Annotated in this window: 15 protein-coding genes; 11 read left to right on the forward strand and 4 right to left on the reverse strand. The window is 70.0% G+C overall.

All coding sequences use genetic code 11. The annotated features are described in order from the left end of the window. Window positions 1-28: 28 nt before the first annotated feature. Together IPN47_08480 and IPN47_08485 are read right to left on the reverse strand one after the other, a co-directional pair. Window positions 29-1678 carry a glycerol-3-phosphate dehydrogenase/oxidase gene (locus IPN47_08480; protein ID MBK9408069.1) on the reverse strand — a complete coding sequence of 550 codons (1650 nt, stop codon included), beginning with the start codon at window positions 1676-1678 and terminating at the stop codon, window positions 29-31. Between the two features lie 114 nt (window positions 1679-1792). Then, complete coding sequence (locus IPN47_08485; protein ID MBK9408070.1) at window positions 1793-3370, reverse strand: carboxypeptidase; 1578 nt, start codon at window positions 3368-3370, stop codon at window positions 1793-1795. Window positions 3371-3682: 312 nt separating this feature from the next. On the opposite strand from IPN47_08485, the gene fadI reads away from it, so the two are divergent. From fadI to rsgA, 11 genes are all read left to right on the forward strand, one after another. Next, entirely contained in the window at window positions 3683-4975 is a 1293-nt protein-coding gene (gene fadI, locus IPN47_08490) for an acetyl-CoA C-acyltransferase FadI (protein MBK9408071.1), read from the forward strand. A 141-nt stretch (window positions 4976-5116) separates the two neighbouring features. Continuing rightward, window positions 5117-7267, forward strand: a complete 2151-nt coding sequence (gene fadJ / locus IPN47_08495; GenBank protein ID MBK9408072.1) for a fatty acid oxidation complex subunit alpha FadJ — start codon at window positions 5117-5119, stop codon at window positions 7265-7267. A 224-nt stretch (window positions 7268-7491) separates the two neighbouring features. Then, a complete protein-coding gene (locus tag IPN47_08500) occupies window positions 7492-8061 on the forward strand; it encodes an RNA polymerase sigma factor (protein MBK9408073.1) in 570 nt (189 codons plus the stop codon). Beyond that, window positions 8061-8672 carry a glycogen-binding domain-containing protein gene (locus tag IPN47_08505; GenBank protein ID MBK9408074.1) on the forward strand — a complete coding sequence of 204 codons (612 nt, stop codon included), beginning with the start codon at window positions 8061-8063 and terminating at the stop codon, window positions 8670-8672. The genes IPN47_08500 and IPN47_08505 overlap by 1 nt, the downstream gene beginning before the upstream one ends. Before the next feature lie 3 nt (window positions 8673-8675). After that, window positions 8676-9461: a hypothetical protein gene (locus tag IPN47_08510; GenBank protein MBK9408075.1), complete on the forward strand. Its 786-nt coding sequence runs from the start codon at window positions 8676-8678 to the stop codon at window positions 9459-9461. 117 nt (window positions 9462-9578) lie between these two features. Continuing rightward, a complete protein-coding gene (locus IPN47_08515; GenBank protein MBK9408076.1) occupies window positions 9579-10679 on the forward strand; it encodes a hypothetical protein in 1101 nt (366 codons plus the stop codon). 78 nt (window positions 10680-10757) lie between these two features. Then, entirely contained in the window at window positions 10758-11381 is a 624-nt protein-coding gene (locus IPN47_08520) for a transglutaminase-like cysteine peptidase (GenBank protein ID MBK9408077.1), read from the forward strand. Window positions 11382-11574: 193 nt separating this feature from the next. Then, a complete protein-coding gene (locus IPN47_08525) occupies window positions 11575-13386 on the forward strand; it encodes a M14 family metallopeptidase (GenBank protein MBK9408078.1) in 1812 nt (603 codons plus the stop codon). A gap of 131 nt (window positions 13387-13517) precedes the next feature. Next, window positions 13518-14453 carry a proline dehydrogenase family protein gene (locus IPN47_08530; protein MBK9408079.1) on the forward strand — a complete coding sequence of 312 codons (936 nt, stop codon included), beginning with the start codon at window positions 13518-13520 and terminating at the stop codon, window positions 14451-14453. A gap of 2 nt (window positions 14454-14455) precedes the next feature. After that, complete coding sequence (locus tag IPN47_08535; protein ID MBK9408080.1) at window positions 14456-14848, forward strand: hypothetical protein; 393 nt, start codon at window positions 14456-14458, stop codon at window positions 14846-14848. Continuing rightward, a complete protein-coding gene (rsgA, locus tag IPN47_08540; GenBank protein ID MBK9408081.1) occupies window positions 14848-15768 on the forward strand; it encodes a ribosome small subunit-dependent GTPase A in 921 nt (306 codons plus the stop codon). The genes IPN47_08535 and rsgA overlap by 1 nt, the downstream gene beginning before the upstream one ends. 21 nt (window positions 15769-15789) lie before the next feature. Here rsgA and pdxH read toward each other — a convergent pair whose 3' ends face one another. Beyond that, window positions 15790-16425, reverse strand: a complete 636-nt coding sequence (gene pdxH / locus IPN47_08545) for a pyridoxamine 5'-phosphate oxidase (protein MBK9408082.1) — start codon at window positions 16423-16425, stop codon at window positions 15790-15792. 33 nt (window positions 16426-16458) lie between these two features. Beyond that, window positions 16459-18306 (reverse strand): response regulator, encoded by a 1848-nt coding sequence (locus IPN47_08550; protein MBK9408083.1) that lies wholly within the window; start codon window positions 18304-18306, stop codon window positions 16459-16461. Window positions 18307-18449: the final 143 nt, after the last annotated feature.

Genomic DNA, 18449 nt, shown 5'->3' on the forward strand with positions numbered 1-18449 from the left:
CTCGGGCGTCGTCGGCCCGGGCGCGGCGTCACTCTATCGTGAACAGCCGCGCCACCTCGCGCTCGTAGCGCCCCAGTTCGTGCGTCACCCGCGCCGCGTCCCACCCGAGACGCGGCGCGAGTCGTTCCGCCAGCTGCACCGCGGCGGCCAGGCCGTGGTCGCGCAACTCGAACGCCAGGTGCGTGCGGCGGATGAGGAGGTCGCCGAGCGTGACGGCCATCTCGCGCGTCACGGCATGCACCGCTTCGGCCAGCGTGTAGGGGAGCGCGTCATCGAGGCGTGCGCGCAGCGCCACGTCGTCGCGCGTGGGGCGCCAGACCTCGCGCCAGTCGCTCCCGTATGCCCCGACCAGTCGGCGCGCGACGTCGGCGTCGCCGATGGCGGCCTCCGCGTCGTGTTCCGTGGCCGCCAGCGACTGCATCGCCCCGCCGGGGAGGAGGACCTCGCGATGTGGACGTCCGGGGCGCTCGGTCTCGCCTAACGCGGCGCACACGCGATCCACGACATCCTCCGCCATCGCCCGGTAGGTCGTCAGCTTGCCGCCCGTCACCCAGAGGACGCCAAGCGCCCCCTCGCCGATCGTGTGCTCCCGCGACGCGCTCCCCGCCTCGTGGTCGCCGGGCGTGGCCGCGAGCGGCCGTATCCCCGACCATGCCGACATCACGTCGTCGTCGCCCAATTGGGCCGCCGGGAAGTTCGCGTTGCACGCGGCGAGCAGGTACCGCACCTCCTCGCGCGTGGGGCGGATGTCGTCGGGACCGCGTGCGGCCGGCGTCTCCGTCGTCCCGATGATCGTCTGCATCCCGGCCGGCAGGACGAACATCACGCGCCCATCCTGCGGCGCGACCAGTGTGACGGCCGTTCGGTTCCCCACCCGCAGGCGCGGGACCGCGATGTGCACCCCCGCCGAGCCGAGCACGCCCGTGTGTGATTCACCCCCCTCGAGCGGCTGCACGGTGTCGGTCCAGGGACCCACCGCACTCACGATGCACCGCGCGCGCACGGTGACTTCGCCCCCGCCCACGCCATCGCGGACGATCGCCCCGGTGGCGCGCCCCCGGCCGTGCACGTTGCCGCGAACTAGCGTGGTCACCTCGGCGTAGTTGAGCACCGTCGCCCCCGCATCGGCGGCCCCGAGGGCGTTGGCCAGCGTCAGGCGCGCGTCGTCGGTCGCGGCGTCCCAGTAGATCGCACCGCCCGCCAGCCCCAACGTCGACAACTCGGGCTCGCGCGCGATCACGCCGTGCGGCGTCAGGCGCCGGTGGTTTCCCACGTTGCGAAAGAGGGCAAGCGCATCGTAGAGCGTGAGCCCCGCCAGCAGCTTCCACTGCGCCACGCGCGCCCCCGCGTAGACGGGCCACGTGAACTCGAGCGGGCGTACGAGGTGCGGCGCCATGCGCAGCAGGCGGCGCCGCTCGCGACTCGATTCGAACACCAGGTGCAAGTGGCCATGCTCGAGGTAGCGTACCCCGCCGTGCACCAGGCGCGACGAACGGCTCGACGTCCCGCTGGCGAAGTCGCCCTTCTCGCACAGCGCCACGCGCAGCCCGCGCAGCGCGGCGTCGCGCGCCACCCCGCACCCCACGATCCCGCCACCGATGACGAGCAGGTCAAAGGTCTCGCGGGCGAGGGCGGAGACGGCGTGGTCGCGCCACGGCCGCGAGGAGGCGTCGCTCATCGCAGCGGGCAGGCCGTGTGGCTGCCGTTAGGTAGCGGGGCAGGGACGGGGCGAGACGAAGGCACGCCGTAGCCTACGTCGAGGCCACGGCGTGCAACACCCCCGAGGCGTCCCCTAACGCTTCGCCGGCTGCCCAGCCTTGGGCGTCGTGCGGGCGATGAACTGCCGGATGTCCTCGTTGGACGTCGCCAGGTCATCGCGGCGCAGGTACATCATGTGCCCCGACCGGTACCCCTTCCATGTCATCCGGTCCTGCACGCGGCCGGCGGGATCGAGATTCCACATCGAGTACTTCGCGTTGAAATAGTCGGTGCCGCCATCGTAGTAGCCCGACTGCACCATCACGTGCAGGTACGGGTTTTCCGACATCGAGCGACGGAGCTGCTCGCCCGTCTGCTCACCCGAGCGGTTCCACGGATTGACCGGGCCAAAGAGCCAGTACTGCAGGTCGGTCCTGAACTTGAGCTGGTCGCGCAGGTAGTGGTTGATGGCTGGCGCGAAGGCGTGGTTCCAGGCGGTGAGCGCGGGATCGAAGTCGGGGGCATCGCCGGCGTCGGTGCGGTCGAGCCCCTGGTAGCGCGAGTCGAGACGGCCGACCGTCACCCCACGCGTGCGCAGCAGCTCCTTCCAGAAGAACTGCGTCGGGACTGCCAGGGCGTGCTCGGACACCGCGCCCTCGGAGAGCCCGCTGTAGCGGGCGAACTGCTTCACCAGTTCGGTGCGCTGCGCCGACGGTAGCGAGCCGCCGCGCGCGATCCCCGGGAGGAGCTTGTCGATCGTCCAGCTCTCCACCTCGGGAAGCAGCTGCTCCAGGTCGCGCCCCTGCAGGTCGGCCGGGAGTGCCTTGTGATACCACGCGGTCGCCGTGAAGTACGGCAGGCGGAGTGCCGCCGACACCGGGCCGTCGCGCTCCACGCCGAGCCCCGTCGGCGACACGAGGATCACCCCGTTGAAGAACATCCAGTGCGACGATTGCAGCCGCGAGACGAGGCCGGCCACACGCGTCGTCCCGTAGCTCTCGCCAATCAGGTACTTGGGGCTCGTCCAGCGCCCCTGCCGCGTCACGAAGGCATCGACCCAGCGCGCGAGGTACGCGATGTCCTCGTTGACGCCGAAGAACTGCTCGCGCTTGGCGTCGCCGATGATGCGCGAGAAGCCGGTGTTCACTGGGTCGATGTAGACGATGTCGGCGACATCGAGGATCGAGTTGGGGTTGTCCTGCACCCCGTACGGTTGCACCGGGTACCCTTCGTCATCGATACGCAGCTGCTTGGGTCCGGTGTAGGCGATGTGCATCCACACCGAGGCGGAGCCGGGGCCGCCATTGAAGGAGATCACCAGCGGGCGTGCGTCGCGGTTGGTGACGTCGGTGCGTTCGTAGTAAGTGTAGAACATCGAGGCGATCGGGACGTTCTTGTCGTCCCACACCGGCTGCGTCCCCACCGTCACCCGATAGGGGACCGGCTTCCCCTTGATCGTGACGTTGTCGGTCGAGCGGATGGTCGTGTCGGCGATGATCCGGACGCCCGCCGGGTCGACCGACGCCCGCTGGGCGGGAGCTGCGACGGGGGCCGCACCTGCGGGAGCGGCGCTCGCGGGGGCCGGCCGCTCCTGCGGCGGCCGTTGCTGCGCCGCGAGCGGCGTCGAGAGGAGCGCGAGCAGGACGAGCGGTCGGGAACCGAGACGGTGCATTGTGGGAGGGGAAGGTTGGGGGAAACGCCTGATGACCAGCGCGCCGCCGCCGAGACGGTCGGCTTTGCGACTGGCCGTGCAAACCGGCCAGGCGACTGGCTGTGCAAACCGGCCAGGCGACTGGCCGTGCTCCGGGCCGTGCTGTCACAACAACGCGCGACCCTCGGCACCTGCTGACGAGCCGCCGCGCGACTGGCGACGATCCCCAACATGCGCCGGTCGTGGGCACTCGCAATATTGAAAGCGACGGGAGCGTCGACCCCCACCCCCCGACTCCCCTCCCGTCTCCCGTCTCCCGATTCCCGTCTTGCCATGACCTCTCGCATCGGTCGCCGTGTCGCCATCGTCGCCGGCGTGCGTACCCCGTTCGCCAGGTCGGGGACGGGACTCAAGTCGCTCTCGGCGATCGAACTGGGGCGACTGTGCGTGGCCGAACTGCTGCAGCGCACCAACCTCTCCGGTGAGCTGGTCGACGCCCTCATCTTCGGGACGGTGGTCCCGTCGGTGCTCGCCCCCAACATCGCGCGCGAGGTGTCGCTCATCCCGCACCTCCCCAAGCGGGTCGATGCGCACTCCGTGAGCCGCGCCTGCGCCAGCGCCAACCAGGCGATCACCGATGCGGCCGACCAGATCGCGTTAGGCAACGCCGACATCATGATCGCGGGCGGAGCCGAGTCGCTCTCCAACGTCCCCATCCTGCACTCGCGCGGCTTCTCCGACGCCCTCGTGGCGGCGTCGCGCGCCAAGTCGCTCTCGCAGCGCGTGCAGGCGCTGGCCCGCATCCGCCCCAAGGACCTGATCCCGGTGACGCCGGCCATCGCCGAGCCCACCACCGGCGAGACGATGGGGCAGAGCGCCGAGAAGATGGCGAAGCTCAACGGAATCACGCGGGAGGCGCAGGACGCGTTCGCGCTGCGTTCGCACCGGAACGCCAGCGAGGGGAGCCGCGATGGGCGCCTCACGCGCGAGATCGCCCCGGTCTGGGTGCCGCCGCGCTTCGAGACGGCGCTGACCAGCGACAACGGGATTCGCGACGACACCACGCTCGAGGCGCTGGCCGCCCTCAAGCCGGTCTTCGACAAGCGCTACGGCAGCGTCTCGGCCGGCAATGCGTCACCGCTCACGGATGGTGCCGCCGCCGTCCTCCTCATGAGCGAGGACCGGGCGCGGGCCCTAGGGTACCCGGCGTTAGGCTACATCCGGTCGTACGCCTATGCCGCCGTGGATCCCGGCGAGCAGCTGCTCATGGCCCCGGTGCTCGCGGCGCCGGTCGCCCTCCATCGCGCCGGACTCACGCTCAAGGACATGGCCCTGGTCGAGATGCACGAGGCCTTTGCCGCGCAGGTCCTCTCCAACATGAAGGGGCTGGCGTCGAAGGAGTGGGCGGCGCGCGCCGGCTTCGCCGAGCCGGTGGGAGAGGTCGACCCCGCGACGCTCAACGTGATGGGTGGCTCGATCGCCATCGGACACCCCTTTGGTGCGACCGGCGCGCGCATCACGACCACGTTGTGCCACGAGCTCACGCGCCGGGATGCGCAGTTCGGCCTGATGACGGTCTGCGCGGCGGGTGGACTGGGCTTCGCGATGGTCGTCGAACGAAGCTGAGCGATGGAGAGCCGACGACGGGGAGACGGCTGATCGCCCCTCGCGTTACGCTCCCCCTCGCTCATCGCCGCTCCCTGCGTCGGCCGCCGAACTCGTCTTCCTGACTGCTCGTCATCCCGTCATCCCATCTGAGACTGCCCCATGAGCGCGCTCTCGCTGACCGTTGAGAATGGCATCGCCATCATCACCTTCGATTTCCCCGGGGAGTCCGTCAACAAGTTCTCGCAGGCGGTGAAGGAGGAGTTCCTTGCCCTCTTCGGGACGTTGGAGCACGACCAGACCATTGTCGGGGCGGTGCTCCTGTCGGGGAAGAAGGACTCGTTCATCGCCGGCGCCGACATCGAGGAGTTCCTGACCTGGACGACCGCGGCGCAGGCGGAGAAGGCATCGCGCGATGGGCACGCGATGCTCGACGCTCTCGAGCGGTTGCGGATCCCCGTGGTCGCGGCGATCCACGGTGCGTGCATGGGAGGGGGGCTCGAGGCCGCGCTCGCCTGCGCCTATCGCATCGCCACCGAACACCCGAAGACGGTGCTCGCACTTCCCGAGGTGCAGTTAGGCATCTTCCCTGGCGCCGGCGGGACCCAACGCCTCCCCCAGACCGTCGGGCTGCAGGCGGCGCTCGACATGATCCTGACCGGGAAGAACGTGCGCGCGCGCAAGGCGGCGCAGATCGGTCTCGTGCACGAACTCGTGCACCCGGCGGTGCTGCGTCGCGTCGCGATCCAGCGCGCGCGCGAGCTGGCCGACGGGACGCGCGAACGCAACCCGCAGGCGCGCAAGCACGACGCCAAGGCGCTCCTGCTCGACGACAACCCGGTCGGGCGCGCCATCGTCTTTCGCCAGGCGCGCGAGCAGACGCTCAAGAAGACGCGCGGGAACTACCCCGCGCCCCTGGCGGCAATCGAGGCGGTCGCCGCCGGCTACCAGGATCGGGAACGGGGGTACCGCGAGGAAGCGCGCCTCTTCGGCGAGATGGCGATGACCGCCATCTCGCGCGAACTGATCGGCATCTTCTTCGCCAGCACGGCCCTCAAGAAGGACAGCGGCGTTGGCGATGCGCCGGTGAGCACGATGCCCGTGCGCAAGCTGGGGGTGCTCGGCGCGGGATTCATGGGGGCGGGGATCGCCACCATCGCGGTGCAGCAGGGGACCATGGTGCGACTCAAGGACGCCGATGTCGGGCGCGTGGGGAAGGGGCTCGCCGCGATCCGCGAGGTACTGCGGGAGTCGGTGAGCAAGCGACGCATCACCCGGCAGCAGATGGACGACCAGTTGCTCCTGGCGGGAGGGACGGTCGACTACTCCGGCTTCGGCAACGTCGACCTCGTCATCGAGGCGGTCTTCGAGGACCTGCACGTGAAGCACCAGGTCGTGCGCGAGGTGGAGGCCGTCATCCCGCCGCACGCCATCGTGGCGTCCAACACGAGCACCATCCCCATCGCCCGCATCGCCGCCGCGTCACAGCGGCCGGAGCGCGTCCTCGGGATGCACTTCTTCTCGCCGGTCCACAAGATGCCGCTGCTCGAGATCATCGTGACCCCGCAGACGGCGCGTGAGGTCACGGCGACGGCGGTCGCCTATGGCAAGCAGCTCGGCAAGACGGTGATCGTGGTGCAGGACGCGCCCGGCTTCTACGTCAACCGCATCCTCTCACCCTACCTCAACGAAGCAGGCCGGCTGGTGGACGGCGGCGCGGCGATCGATGCCGTCGATAACGCCATCCTCGACTTCGGCTTCCCCGTGGGTCCCCTCACCCTGCTCGACGAAGTTGGCCTGGACATCGCGGGAAAGTCCGGCCCGATCTTCGTCGAGGCGTTTGGCGAACGCCTCATGCCATCGACCACGCTGCGCAAGGTCGTCGAGTCCGGCCGGCTCGGCCGCAAGGGGCGGAAGGGCTTCTACCTGTACGATGAGGACGGCAAGAAGGGCGGCGTCGACGACTCGATCTATGCGTTCACCCCTGGCGGGGCGCAGCGCGTCGCCATCGAGGCCGAGGAGGTCCAGCAGCGATGCGTGCTGAGCATGGTGAACGAGGCTGTGCGCTGCCTCGAGGAGGGGATCGTGCGCTCGGCGCGTGATGGCGACATCGGCGCCGTGTTCGGCATCGGCTTCCCGCCGTTTCGCGGTGGCCCCTTCCGGTACATCGACGCGGTAGGGGCGGCGCGCGTGGTGGAACGACTCGAGGAGTTGAATTCCCGGTTTAGTGGTCGCTTTGCGCCCGCCGAGCTGTTGGTGCGGATGGCGCGAAAGGGCGAGCGTTTCCACCCGTCCGGCGCGCGGCCGTTGTGATCCAGCGCACCAACGCCTAACGACCGGGATCACGCGCCCAATACGCCCTCGCCCGCGGGGCGCCGACCCGCCAGATTGTCGGGGAGCCACCGACCGGCGTGGCCGATGGAGGGCGCGGCGACGGTGCGGGGCGCACGGATCCCGCGCGAGTTTTCAACCGTAAGTGTTTGTAAAACAACCACTTACGAAGTAGAGTCCGGCGCGTTGTTACTTGATATTGACCAATGGCGATATCGCAGGGTCTTCCATTACAGAGCGACAACGACGACGCCGAGATCGTGGCGCGGGTCGTGGCGGGTGACACCGCCGCGTACGCCATCCTCGTCGGACGTTACCGGGCGCAGTTCACACGGTACGCCGTGCGAATGCTCGGGAATCGGGAGGACGCGGAGGAGGCGTTGCAGGATGCCTTCCTTCGGGCCTACCGGTCGTTGGCCAAGTGCGATGACCCGGTGCGATTCGGCTCGTGGCTCTTTCGCATCCTGGCAAATCGCTGTCGAACGGCGGGGACTCGGCGGGGGCGCAGGGAACGGACGTTCGTGCGAGACGACGTCGCGTTGCTCGATGCCTCCGAGGAGCACCCGGAAGACCAGACGGCATGGCGTGAGGAAATCCAGCGAGCGCTGCTGATGCTCGAGGAGGACCAGCGCGAGGCCTTCTTGTTGAAGCATGTGGAAGAGCTGGGGTATGAAGAGATGGCGGAGCTCACCGGGGTGGGAGTGTCCGCGCTGAAAATGCGAGTCAAGCGAGCCTGCGAACGCCTTCGGGCGCTATTGCAGGAGGTCCAACGGTGATGGCACACGACGACGACTTCGACCCATTCATTGCCGAGATTGCCCGGGAGCTCAGAGCCCCGGTCAGTATCGATGCGCGCTTCGACGAGCGCGTCATGGCGGCGCTCGAGCCGGCGGTCATTCCGATCACCGTGCATCGTTCGGCGCGTCCGTGGTATCGGCGCACCTTCAACTTCTCCGTGTCGCAGGTGGCCGGATTGGCGGCCGCCGCAGCGCTCGTCGGCGTCGTGACCATGAAGGCGGCGAAGCCGGGCGCGGAAGAAGCGGCGACGGTCGCGGTGCAGCAGGACAGTGCGCCGGCGCTCCAGCCGGTGGCGGACGTCACGCGTGACCCCAGTGCCCTCGAGCTGCAGCAGTTCCTGCTCATCGCCCCCAACGCGACCTCCGTGTCGCTGGTGGGTGACTTCAGCGACTGGGATGCCTCGCGCTTCAAGATGGAACGTGTGTCGGACGACGGCGCATGGTCGATCACCGTCCCGCTTCCGCCCGGACGCTACGAATACCAGTTCGAGGTGGACGGGAAGCTCCGTATCACCGATCCCACACGGCCGCAGACGTCGAGCGATTTCGGCTCGGCCAATTCGGTCATCACGGTCGAGCACCGGGACTGATCCATGCCTTCCCTGTCCCGCCTGGCGTTCGTCTTCACGGGTGCGCTGGCACTCAACGCCTTCACTCCGCAAGCCAGCGATCCACGCCTAACGAACCGCCTCGATCGCGAGACGCGTGATGCGGTCGACGCGATCATCGAGAGCGCGCGCAAGTCGGGGGTCCCGACCGAGCCGCTCGTCGATCGTGCCCTCGAAGGGGCCAGCAAGCGGGCGACGGGGTCGCAGATCGTCTCGGTCGTGCGTGGATGGGCCGACGACCTGCGCAAGGCACGGCAGGCGTTAGGCCCCGGGTCGCCCGATGCAGAGGTGGTGGCGGGAGCGCATGCGCTGCGCAACGGCGTCAATGTGCGTCAGCTCGAGCGGTTGCGCGCCACCAGGAACGGCGTGCGCTACGCGATGGCGCTCGACGTCATGAACTATCTCGTCAATCGCGGCGTCCCGGCCGACACCATCTCGCCGGTCATCGTGAACCTGGTGCTCGCCTCGGCGAGTGAGGACCAGTTCGCCAGGCTGCGTCAGGATGTCGAGCGCGACATCTCCGGCGGCATGTCGGCGGCCACCGCGGCGTCGCTGCGTGGCCAAGGGCTCGAGCGGCAGATCGCGGACGCGACGACCGCGGCCAATGGCGGGGCTCCGGGGAGCGCGTTACCTTCGGTGCGCGGTTCCACCCGCGCCGGTGATCCAGCGCTCAACCCGACTGCGGTCGGGGCTGTGCAGGGGAGCAACAACGTCTCTGGTGCCGGTGAGGCACCGGCGGCGCCGCGCGGGAAGCCGAAAAAGCGCCCGTAACCAACCCCACGCCGTATTCCGCCACACATCGTGCGCGGCGGGGCGCTCTGCCCCGCCGCGCGACTGCTTTGGTGCCTGCTGGTCTCCGCCGTTTCGCCGCTCGGTGCACAGGCACCGGTGCGCACGCGTGACGTCGGCTTTGCCACGGTCGACTACAGCAACGGGTTGACGTTAGGCGCGCTCACCCTCACCGAGACGCTGGCCCTTGAGCGCGCCTCGGGCTCGCTCTTCGCCACCGGGCTCGTCTCGCTGTTCAACGACGGGCGCTGGTCGATGCAGGGGGGGCTGACCGGCTCGCGCTTCTCCGCCCCCATTGCCGCCGGTGGGATCCTGCGCCCGTGGTTCCGCGCCGTGCGCGGCGAACTCTCGCTCAACACCACCAGCACGGCGCAACAGGGGTTCATGCCCACGTTGCAGCTGTTGAGCCAGGCGCGCCTCCATCTCCTCGCCGACGACTACTCGGTGCGCGGCGGTGCCGCGATCACGCGAACCTTCGATGGCTTCGCCTGGCGCACCACCGTCCTGGGCGACGCCGGCGGATGGGCCCGGGTGGGTGACGCCGTGGTCTCGTACACCGCGACCCCCATGCAACTCCAGTACGGCGACGTGCTGGGCGACAACGAGGCGACGGTGTCGTGGAGCCGCGGACGGGTGACGTACGACGCCTCGCTAGGCGTGCGACTGGGGGAAGCCCAGCAGGGGACGGCAGGGTGGGGTTCGCTGACGACCACCTGGTCGCTGCGCGCCGGCGCCCTCGCGACCGCCAGCGTCGGCTCCTATCCCATCGACCTGATCCAGGGACTCCCCGGCGGACGATACGCCGCCTTCGCCCTCCGCCTCCCGACGGGAGGACTCAAGGCGCTGCGGGCGCGCCCCGCCCGCCCACTGGCCCCCCCACCGCCCGAGCGACCGGAACTGCCGATCACCGAACGGCTCGCGCTCGTCATCGGCCCGCCGCTGGATTCTCTCTCGCTTCGCGAAGTGCGCGTCTGGGCGCCGGGGATCCGCACCGTCGAACTCCTAGGCGACTTCACCGAGTGGGTCCCGGTTCCACTCATTCGCCAGCCCAACGGCGAGTGGCGCGGTTACTACCACGTCACGCCGGGTATTCACCGCATCAACCTGCGGCTCAATCGCGAGGAGTTCGACGTGCCGGTGAACCTCGCCAAGGTGAAGGACGAGTTCACCGGCGACGTCGGGCTGATCATCGTCCGATGACGGCCGCCGATCGAGGAACCGGGGCGCCGTGGCGTGCTCGGCGCGCGACCGACCGCTCCGGCGGGGGACGCTAACGGCATGGCGGGGCTCGTATCGATCGTGCAGTGGGTGCGCGAGGCGACGGGGCTCGCGCACGCCGAGCGCGTGGCACTGGGCGCGCGCGATCCGTGGCATCGCTTCGACCTCGAACCGCCGCTGCGGGCGTTTGGGCCAGGGGCGGGCGACTTTCGCGACTACCTGTCGGGGACGTGCCGAGTGCGGCGCGCGACGCCAGCGGAGGTGGCGGAGTGGCTCCTGCACTGCCGGTATGCCGACGATGCGCACCTCCTCGGCGAGGCGGACCACTGGTTGCACCCGACGACGTTCGAACTGCTGCGAAGCGGCGACTGCGAGGATTTCTCGCTCTGGGCCTGGCGACAGCTCCTCGAGGCGCGCTACGAGGCCGACTTCGTCGTGGGGGTGCGACGCCTCCCCGACGCGGCAATCGGGCGACATGCGTGGGTGACCTTTCGCGACGGGGAAGGCGAGTACCTGCTGGACGGTGTGGAGCGATCGCTGTCGCGGATGATTCGCCCGCTGGCCGACGTGCGCGCGCACTACGAGCCGCAGGTCGGGGTGGGGGCGGCGGGGCGCCGCTTCGTCTTCGCCGGACTGTATCGCGAGGTGTGGGGGAGGGAGCTGCGGCTTCGACCCGGTGGGTGACGTGGGCCGGCGAATGGAGGCCGGCCACGTGAGGCCGACGTACGGGCGGTGTCGCATCGCGGGGGGCGCTTCGCCCCTGCCGAAGAGGCACCGGACCGAGTCGTCGAGCTCCAGCGCGAGCACTGCGTGGTGCGCGCGCGTAGGAAGGACGGACGATGGGTCGAACGGCAGTGCACATGAGAGCGAGGATGCGATGACCGAAGTGAGCACCGCGGGGGGCCCCCCCCAACAACAGCATACCCCCACCGCGCGCGACACGCGGTACCCGAATCGTCCCCACCGTACCCTCGCGTTGCGCACCTTCGCGAGGTTCGCGGCGGCACTTGCCCTCACCGCCTGCGCCTCCGCCTCGCGGACGACCGACACCGCCACGACGTCGACTTCGTCGTCGTCTCGCCTCGTGGCCGGCGCCGCACTCCCGCGCACCCGCGCGGAGCGCACCGCATTCCGCGAGACGTCGACGCACGCCGACGTGGTCGCCTTTCTCGACTCGCTGCGCGCGGCAGGCGCCGCCATCGCGATGGGTTCGATTGGCACGACGACCGAAGGGCGGACGATTCCGTACGTCATCGCCTCGCGTCCGCTCGTGCGCACGCCCGAGGACGCGCGGCGGAGCGGGCGCCCCGTGGTCTATGTCCAGGGCAACATCCACGCGGGCGAGGTGGAAGGAAAAGAGGCGCTGCAGGCGCTCCTGCGCGACCTCACCGCCGAGCCGCGGCGCAACGTCCTGGACTCCCTGATCCTGATCGCCGTCCCCATCTACAACGGCGACGGCAACGAGCGATTCGATCATCAGGCACGCAACCGGGGCGCACAGAACGGTCCCGAGATGGTGGGGCAGCGGCCCAACGCGCGCGGCTTCGACCTCAATCGCGACTACATGAAGGTCGATGCCCCGGAGACGCGTGCGTCGCTCGCCATGTTCACCGCCTGGGCGCCGCACGTCTTCGTGGACCTGCACACGACCAACGGGTCGTACCACGGCTACAACCTGACCTACTCGCCGTCGCTCAATTCGGCGGCGGAACTGCCCGGGGCGACGTTCGGCGGCGCCTACGCGCGCGACTCGCTCCTCCCCGACGTCCAGCGCCGGACGCGCGAGCGCCACGGCATCACGACCTTCCCCTACGGGAACTTTGCCGGTGACGAAGGGCCGGCCAGCGTCCCCAAGGGATGGCTCACCTACGACCATCGCCCCCGCTTCGGGACCAACTACTACGCCCTGCGCGGCGGGATCTCGATCCTCAGCGAGGCGTACTCGCACGATCCGTTCGACGTGCGCGTGAAGGCGACGTACGCCTTCGTGCGCGAGCTCCTGTCGCTGGTGGCGGAGCGCGGGGGAGTGATCCAGGCGCAGGTCCGGCGCACCGAGGGGACGTTACGCGCGTGGGATCCGGCGCGGGTGGCCGACGTGCCGGTGCGCGCGCGCCTAACGACGCGCCCCTTCGACGCGGACGTCATCGTCGAGCAACTCGAGCCCTCCACCGACACGGTCGGGCGCGAGCCCGGCGTGCGGCGCGGCCTGCGGCGCACCGGCCGTTATCGCACTGAGCGGATGCCGGTGTTCGACCGCTTCGAGGCGACCGTGCGTCGCCCGCCGCCCTTCGGCTACGCCGTCGCCGCGGGCGACACGGGGACGCTGCGCCTGCTGCGCGCGCACGGGATCGAGCTGCACCGCCTAACGGCTGAGTGGGTGGGCGATGCGGGACCGCAATGGGTCACCGACTCGGTGTCCATCGCTGCACGCCCGTTCCAGGGACGCCGCGAGGCGCGACTCCTCGGCCACTGGGCTCCGGGCGGGCCGCAACGCCTCGCGGCCGGCACGTACCTCGTCCCGGTCGCGCAGCCGTTGGGCGCGGTCGCGATGTACCTCCTCGAGCCCGAAAGCGACGACGGTGTCGCCAATTGGGACGTCGGTGGACGCGTGAGCGCCCCGCAGGGCGCGCCGCCGCCGATCGTGCGCCTCGCCACCGCCCCGGCGGTGGCGCGCGAACGCGCCCCGTAGCCTGCGGGCTCCCCTATATTTCCGCCACCGCGCACGCGGCAATTGCACGTCCCTCGCGCGCTCCCCCTCCTCGGGCGTCGCCGACCGGCCCCACGCGCCCCGCGCGCCCGTTCTCGTACTCCGCTCGCGTCATGCTCCGTCAGACGTTCCTCTGGTTGTCGCATCAGCAAGGCATCTTCCGATTCGTTCGGAACAACGGGATGGCCAGGCGCTTCGCCTCGCGCTTCGTCGCCGGCGAGACCATCGACGATGCGGTCGGCGCCGTGCGCGCCCTCAACGCCAGGAAGATCTCGGCGTCGCTCGATCTCCTCGGGGAGAGCGTCACCAATGCGGCCGAGGCACGGGCCACCGCCGATCACTATGTGACCCTCCTCGATCGCATCGCCACCGAGGGGCTCGACTCGAACGTGTCGGTGAAGCTCACGGCGATGGGGCAGGACATCTCCGACACGCTCTGCATCGAGAACATCACCCGCGTCCTCGAGCGGGCCCGCACGCACCAGACGTTCGTCCGACTCGACATGGAGGGGAGCGCCTACACCGAGCGGACGTTGCAGCTGTTCGAGGAGCACCTCTTCCCGCGCTTCCCGGAGGAAGTGGGGATCGTCCTCCAGAGCTACCTGCGCCGCACCGCGGCCGACGTCTCCAACGCGCTCGACATCCAGTGCCGCGTGCGCCTGTGCAAGGGCGCCTACAAGGAGCCGGCCACCGTCGCCTTCCCCGACAAGCGTGACGTCGACGCAAGCTACGTGACCGAGATGAAGCGGCTCATGTTGCGCGGCAAGTACCCCGGGGTCGCCACCCACGACGAGGCGATCATCGCCGAGGCCAAGCGCTACGCCACGGAGCAGGGGATCGCCCGCGACCGGTTCGAGTTCCAGATGCTCTACGGCGTGCGGCGCGACCTGCAGGACCAGCTCGTGCGCGAGGGGTACGGCATGCGCGTCTATGTCCCGTACGGCACGCAGTGGTATCCCTACCTCATGCGTCGCCTCGCCGAGCGCCCGGCCAACGTGGCCTTCATGACGGGGAGCATCATGAAGGAAACGTTCGCTCCGAGGCGTTAGGCATGTCCGGCCAGTGGCTCCAACCCGATCACGCGCTCGGCGATGCCAACACGATCGGCGGGTACATGCGGGTGCATGCGCGCCCCGCCGCTTTCGAGGGATCCGACGGGCTCTCGTACTCCGTGTCGATCGAGGTCGATGCCACTGGCGAGGCGGCGCGCCCGTTCGGCGCCTACTTCCTCTTCCCGCGCTGGCGACGGATCGGGGCACAGGGGGTCGACGGGCACCTGGAGACGCCGTTCCTCGCGTGGGGCGAATCGCCCGGCGTGGCGCGTGAGGCGTTAGGCGCGTGGTCCATCAGTGACACGCGCCAGGCGCTCGAGGACGCGATCGCGGCGCTCGTCGGCGACGCGCCGGCGCGCCGATGGTGGGACGTCATGAAGGACGAGTCCTGATGCCAGTCGGCGTTCCCGGGGTGGTGCTGCAGGGCACGGGTGGGCAGTGGCAGGTGCGCCTGCCGGACGGGACGACACGGATTGCCGCCCTCCGCGGGCGGGTGAAGCATGGCTCGGTCACCAAGCTGGCCGTGGGGGACGACGTGTCGCTCGCGCACGACGCGACCACGGACGCGTGGGCCATCACCGAGATCCTCCCGCGCCGCTCGCAGCTGGCGCGCCGCGCCCCCGGTGGGCACGGCGAGCGCGTGGTGGTGGCGAACGTCGACCAGGTGGTGGTCGTCTTCGCGATGGTGAAGCCTGAGCCCAACGAGAAGATGCTCGATCGGTTTCTCGTGATCGCCGAGGCGAACGACGTGGCCGCGCGCGTGGTGATCAACAAGGTCGACCTCGCCCCCCCGGGCGAGGCGGCGCGGCGTTTCGCTCCGTATGCCGAGATCGGGTATGCGTTGCATCTGACGAGTACGCACACCGGCGCCGGGCTCGCCGAGCTGCACGCGGCGCTGCGCGGACGGATCTCCGCGCTCACCGGTCCATCGGGCGTGGGCAAGTCGTCGCTCCTCAATGCACTCTATCCCGGCGTCGACCTGCGCGTGGGGGCGATCAGCGAGTCGGTCAACAAGGGACGGCACACCACCGTCGGCGCCCGCATGCACCCGCTCCCGGATGGCGGCTACGTGGTCGACACGCCGGGGCTGCGCGAAGTGGGGCTCTGGGGGATCGAGGCGCGCGAGCTGGACAAGTGCTTCCCCGAGTTTGTCCCGACGCTCGCGTCGTGCCGCTTCGCCGACTGCCGCCACCTCGCGGAGCCCGAATGCGGGGTACGCGACGCCCTGGCCGCCGGGCGCATCTCGCCGTCGCGCTACGAGAGCTACGTCAAGTTGCGCGAGGAAGTCGAGGGCGACAGCCGCGACTGGTAGCCCCGCCGGCCGCCCGGACGATCAGGGCGACAGGCGGTCCACGCGCCAGGCCGAGCCGTTCGGCAGGTAGCGCACGCGGTCGTGCAGGCGGCTCTCGCGTCCCTGCCAGAACTCCAACTCGTCCGGGATGACGCGATAGCCACCCCAGTGCGGTGGGAGCGGGACGTCGCCGTCGGGATAGCTCGCACGCACCCGCTCGACCTCCGCCTCCAGCCAGTCGCGCCCCGGGATCACGGCGCTCTGCACCGAGGCCCACGCCCCGATCCGGCTCCCCAACGGTCGGCTGCCGAAATACGCCGCCGACTCCTCCACGGCCAACCGCTCCACCGTGCCACCGATGCGGACCTGGCGCTCGATTTCCTTCCAGAAGAAGCACAGCCCGGCGCGCGGGTTGGCCTCCATGTCGCGCCCCTTGCGCGAGCGGTAGTCGGTGAAGAAGACGAAGCCGAGCGGCGTGACCTCCTTGAGGAGGACCACGCGCGCCGACGGACGCCCGTCGGCGTCGACGGTCGCCAGCGTCATCGCGTTAGGCTCGAGGATCTCGGCTCGGCGGGCCTCGTCGAACCAGCGCATGAACTGGACGATCGGGTCGGGATCGACTTCGGTGAGGTCGAGGGAGGCGAGGGTGTACTCGCGGCGCAGGTCAGCGAGGCTCATGGGAAGGCGCAGGAAAGGGATGCGGGGCGGTGCTCACCCCGCCTCGACCAGGTCGACGAGGGCATCGACGTCGTAGGGCTTGTTGACGACGACGACATCGGCCATGGCGTCATCACCGGGGTGGAGGGCGGCGGCGGTCGCGTCGCCGGTGGAGATCAGGAAGCGGGTGCTCGCACACGACGGAAGCTGGCGCAGCCGGCGGATGAGTTCGTGGCCGTCCATCCCGGGCATGCGCAGGTCGCTGATGACGACGTCGAACGATCCCTGTTCCGCCAGGCGCAACGCGTTCGTGCCGTCGACGGCCGCGACCACGGCGTGCCCGCGCGTCGTGAAGTAGCGCGAGAGCAGCTCGCGGATCACCGCCTCGTCATCGACGACGAGGATGTCGAGCGGGCGCGTGGCCACGACGCGTCGCGTGTTGCGCGTTGCTCCCGGGCGAATGTCGGGCGGTGTCACCGCCGGCGCGATGGGGAGCGTGATCGTGAAGCGGGTCCGCTGCGCGGGGACGCTGGTGACCTCGATCGTTCCGCCGTGCGAGACCACGATGCTGTGCACCACGGCGAGCCCGAGTCCCGTCCCCTCTCCCTCGTCGCGCGTCGTCCAGAACGGGTCCCAGATGCGCGGCAGGTCGTGGGCCGGGATTCCCGGGCCGTTGTCGGTGACCGTGAGCGTGACCGTTCCGTCCACCGTGTGCGTCGCGACGTCGAGCGTGGGACGCCAGCTGTCGCTCGCGGTGCGCTGGTCCAGGCGCGCCTCGAGCGCCTGCCGCGCGTTCACCACCAGGTTGAGCACCACCTGCTCGAGCTGCGCCGCGTCGGCCGTGACGAACGGGGTACGGTCCGCCAGCTGCATGCTGTTGCGGATCCCGCGCGTTTCCATGGCGTAGCGCTGCGTGTCGAAGATGTAGCGCACGATCGCGTTGAGGTCGGCGCGGACACGCGCCCCCCCTTCCTCGCGACGGGCGATCGTCAGCAGGTCCTTCACGATCCGGGCGGCGCGACGCGCCTCGCTCAGCACCGTCTCCAGCGCGTGCCGGTCGTCGCCCGACTGCTCGCGCTTGAGGAGGATCTGGGTGTAGCCGGTGATGGCCGCCAGCGGGTTGTTGATCTCGTGCGCCACCCCGGCGAGCGTGCGCCCGAGTGACGCCATCCGCTCGCCGCGCCGGACGATCTCCTCCCGCCGTTCGCGCTCGGTGATGTTCTCGGCCATCCCCTGCAGGAAGCGAATGCGCCCGCCCGCGTCCCGCTCGGCTGTCATCGTCAGCCGCAACCGGACCGGCGGCCCTTCGGCGCGGTGGCACGGCTGGTCGTACGTCACCTCGCGCGCGTCGCCGCTGAGCGCCTTCATGCAGTGATCCCGGACCTCGCCGATGGGGCAGAGCACGTCGAAGGCGTTGGCGGCCAGCAGCTCCGACGTGTTGGCATAGCCCAGCATCATGGCCAGCGCCGGATTCGCGTCGATCAGGCGCCCGTCAGGGGTGCACCCAAAGACGCCGAAGCTGGCGCGTTCGATCAGCATGCGCGTGCGTCCGGCCGACAGGCGCAACGCGTCCACCTGGTGTCGCGGATCGTTGCGCAGGTCGGTGATGTCCACGATCGCCCCGCCGAGCCCCGCCGCCATCCCCGCCGCGTCGCACATGACGAAGAAGCGCACTTCGGCCACGCGCACCGTGCCGTCCTTGCGGTACATGCGGAGCTTGCCGGCGCCGGGGCCTGTGTTGCCGGCGTAGAGATAGGCCTCCGTCGCGCGGCACGCGGCGTGGTCGCCGGCGTCGATGAACGAGAGGTATGACCGCCCAATGGTCTCCTCGACCGTGAAGCCACTGAAGCGCTCCCACGACGGGCTGAGCGAGGCCAACCGTCCGTCCCGGTCGATGCGCATCAACACGAGCGGCAACTCACCGACGAGCCCCGCATCGCTCCAGGAGGGTCGCGAAGCCGGTGGGACGGTGGGGGAGGGCGACGAATGCATCGTCATCGGCGGTCGGTCGGGCGAGGGGACATGGAGGGATCCAGTCCGGCGCG

This window comes from Gemmatimonadota bacterium (assembly GCA_016719105.1).
Lineage (GTDB): Bacteria > Gemmatimonadota > Gemmatimonadetes > Gemmatimonadales > Gemmatimonadaceae > SCN-70-22.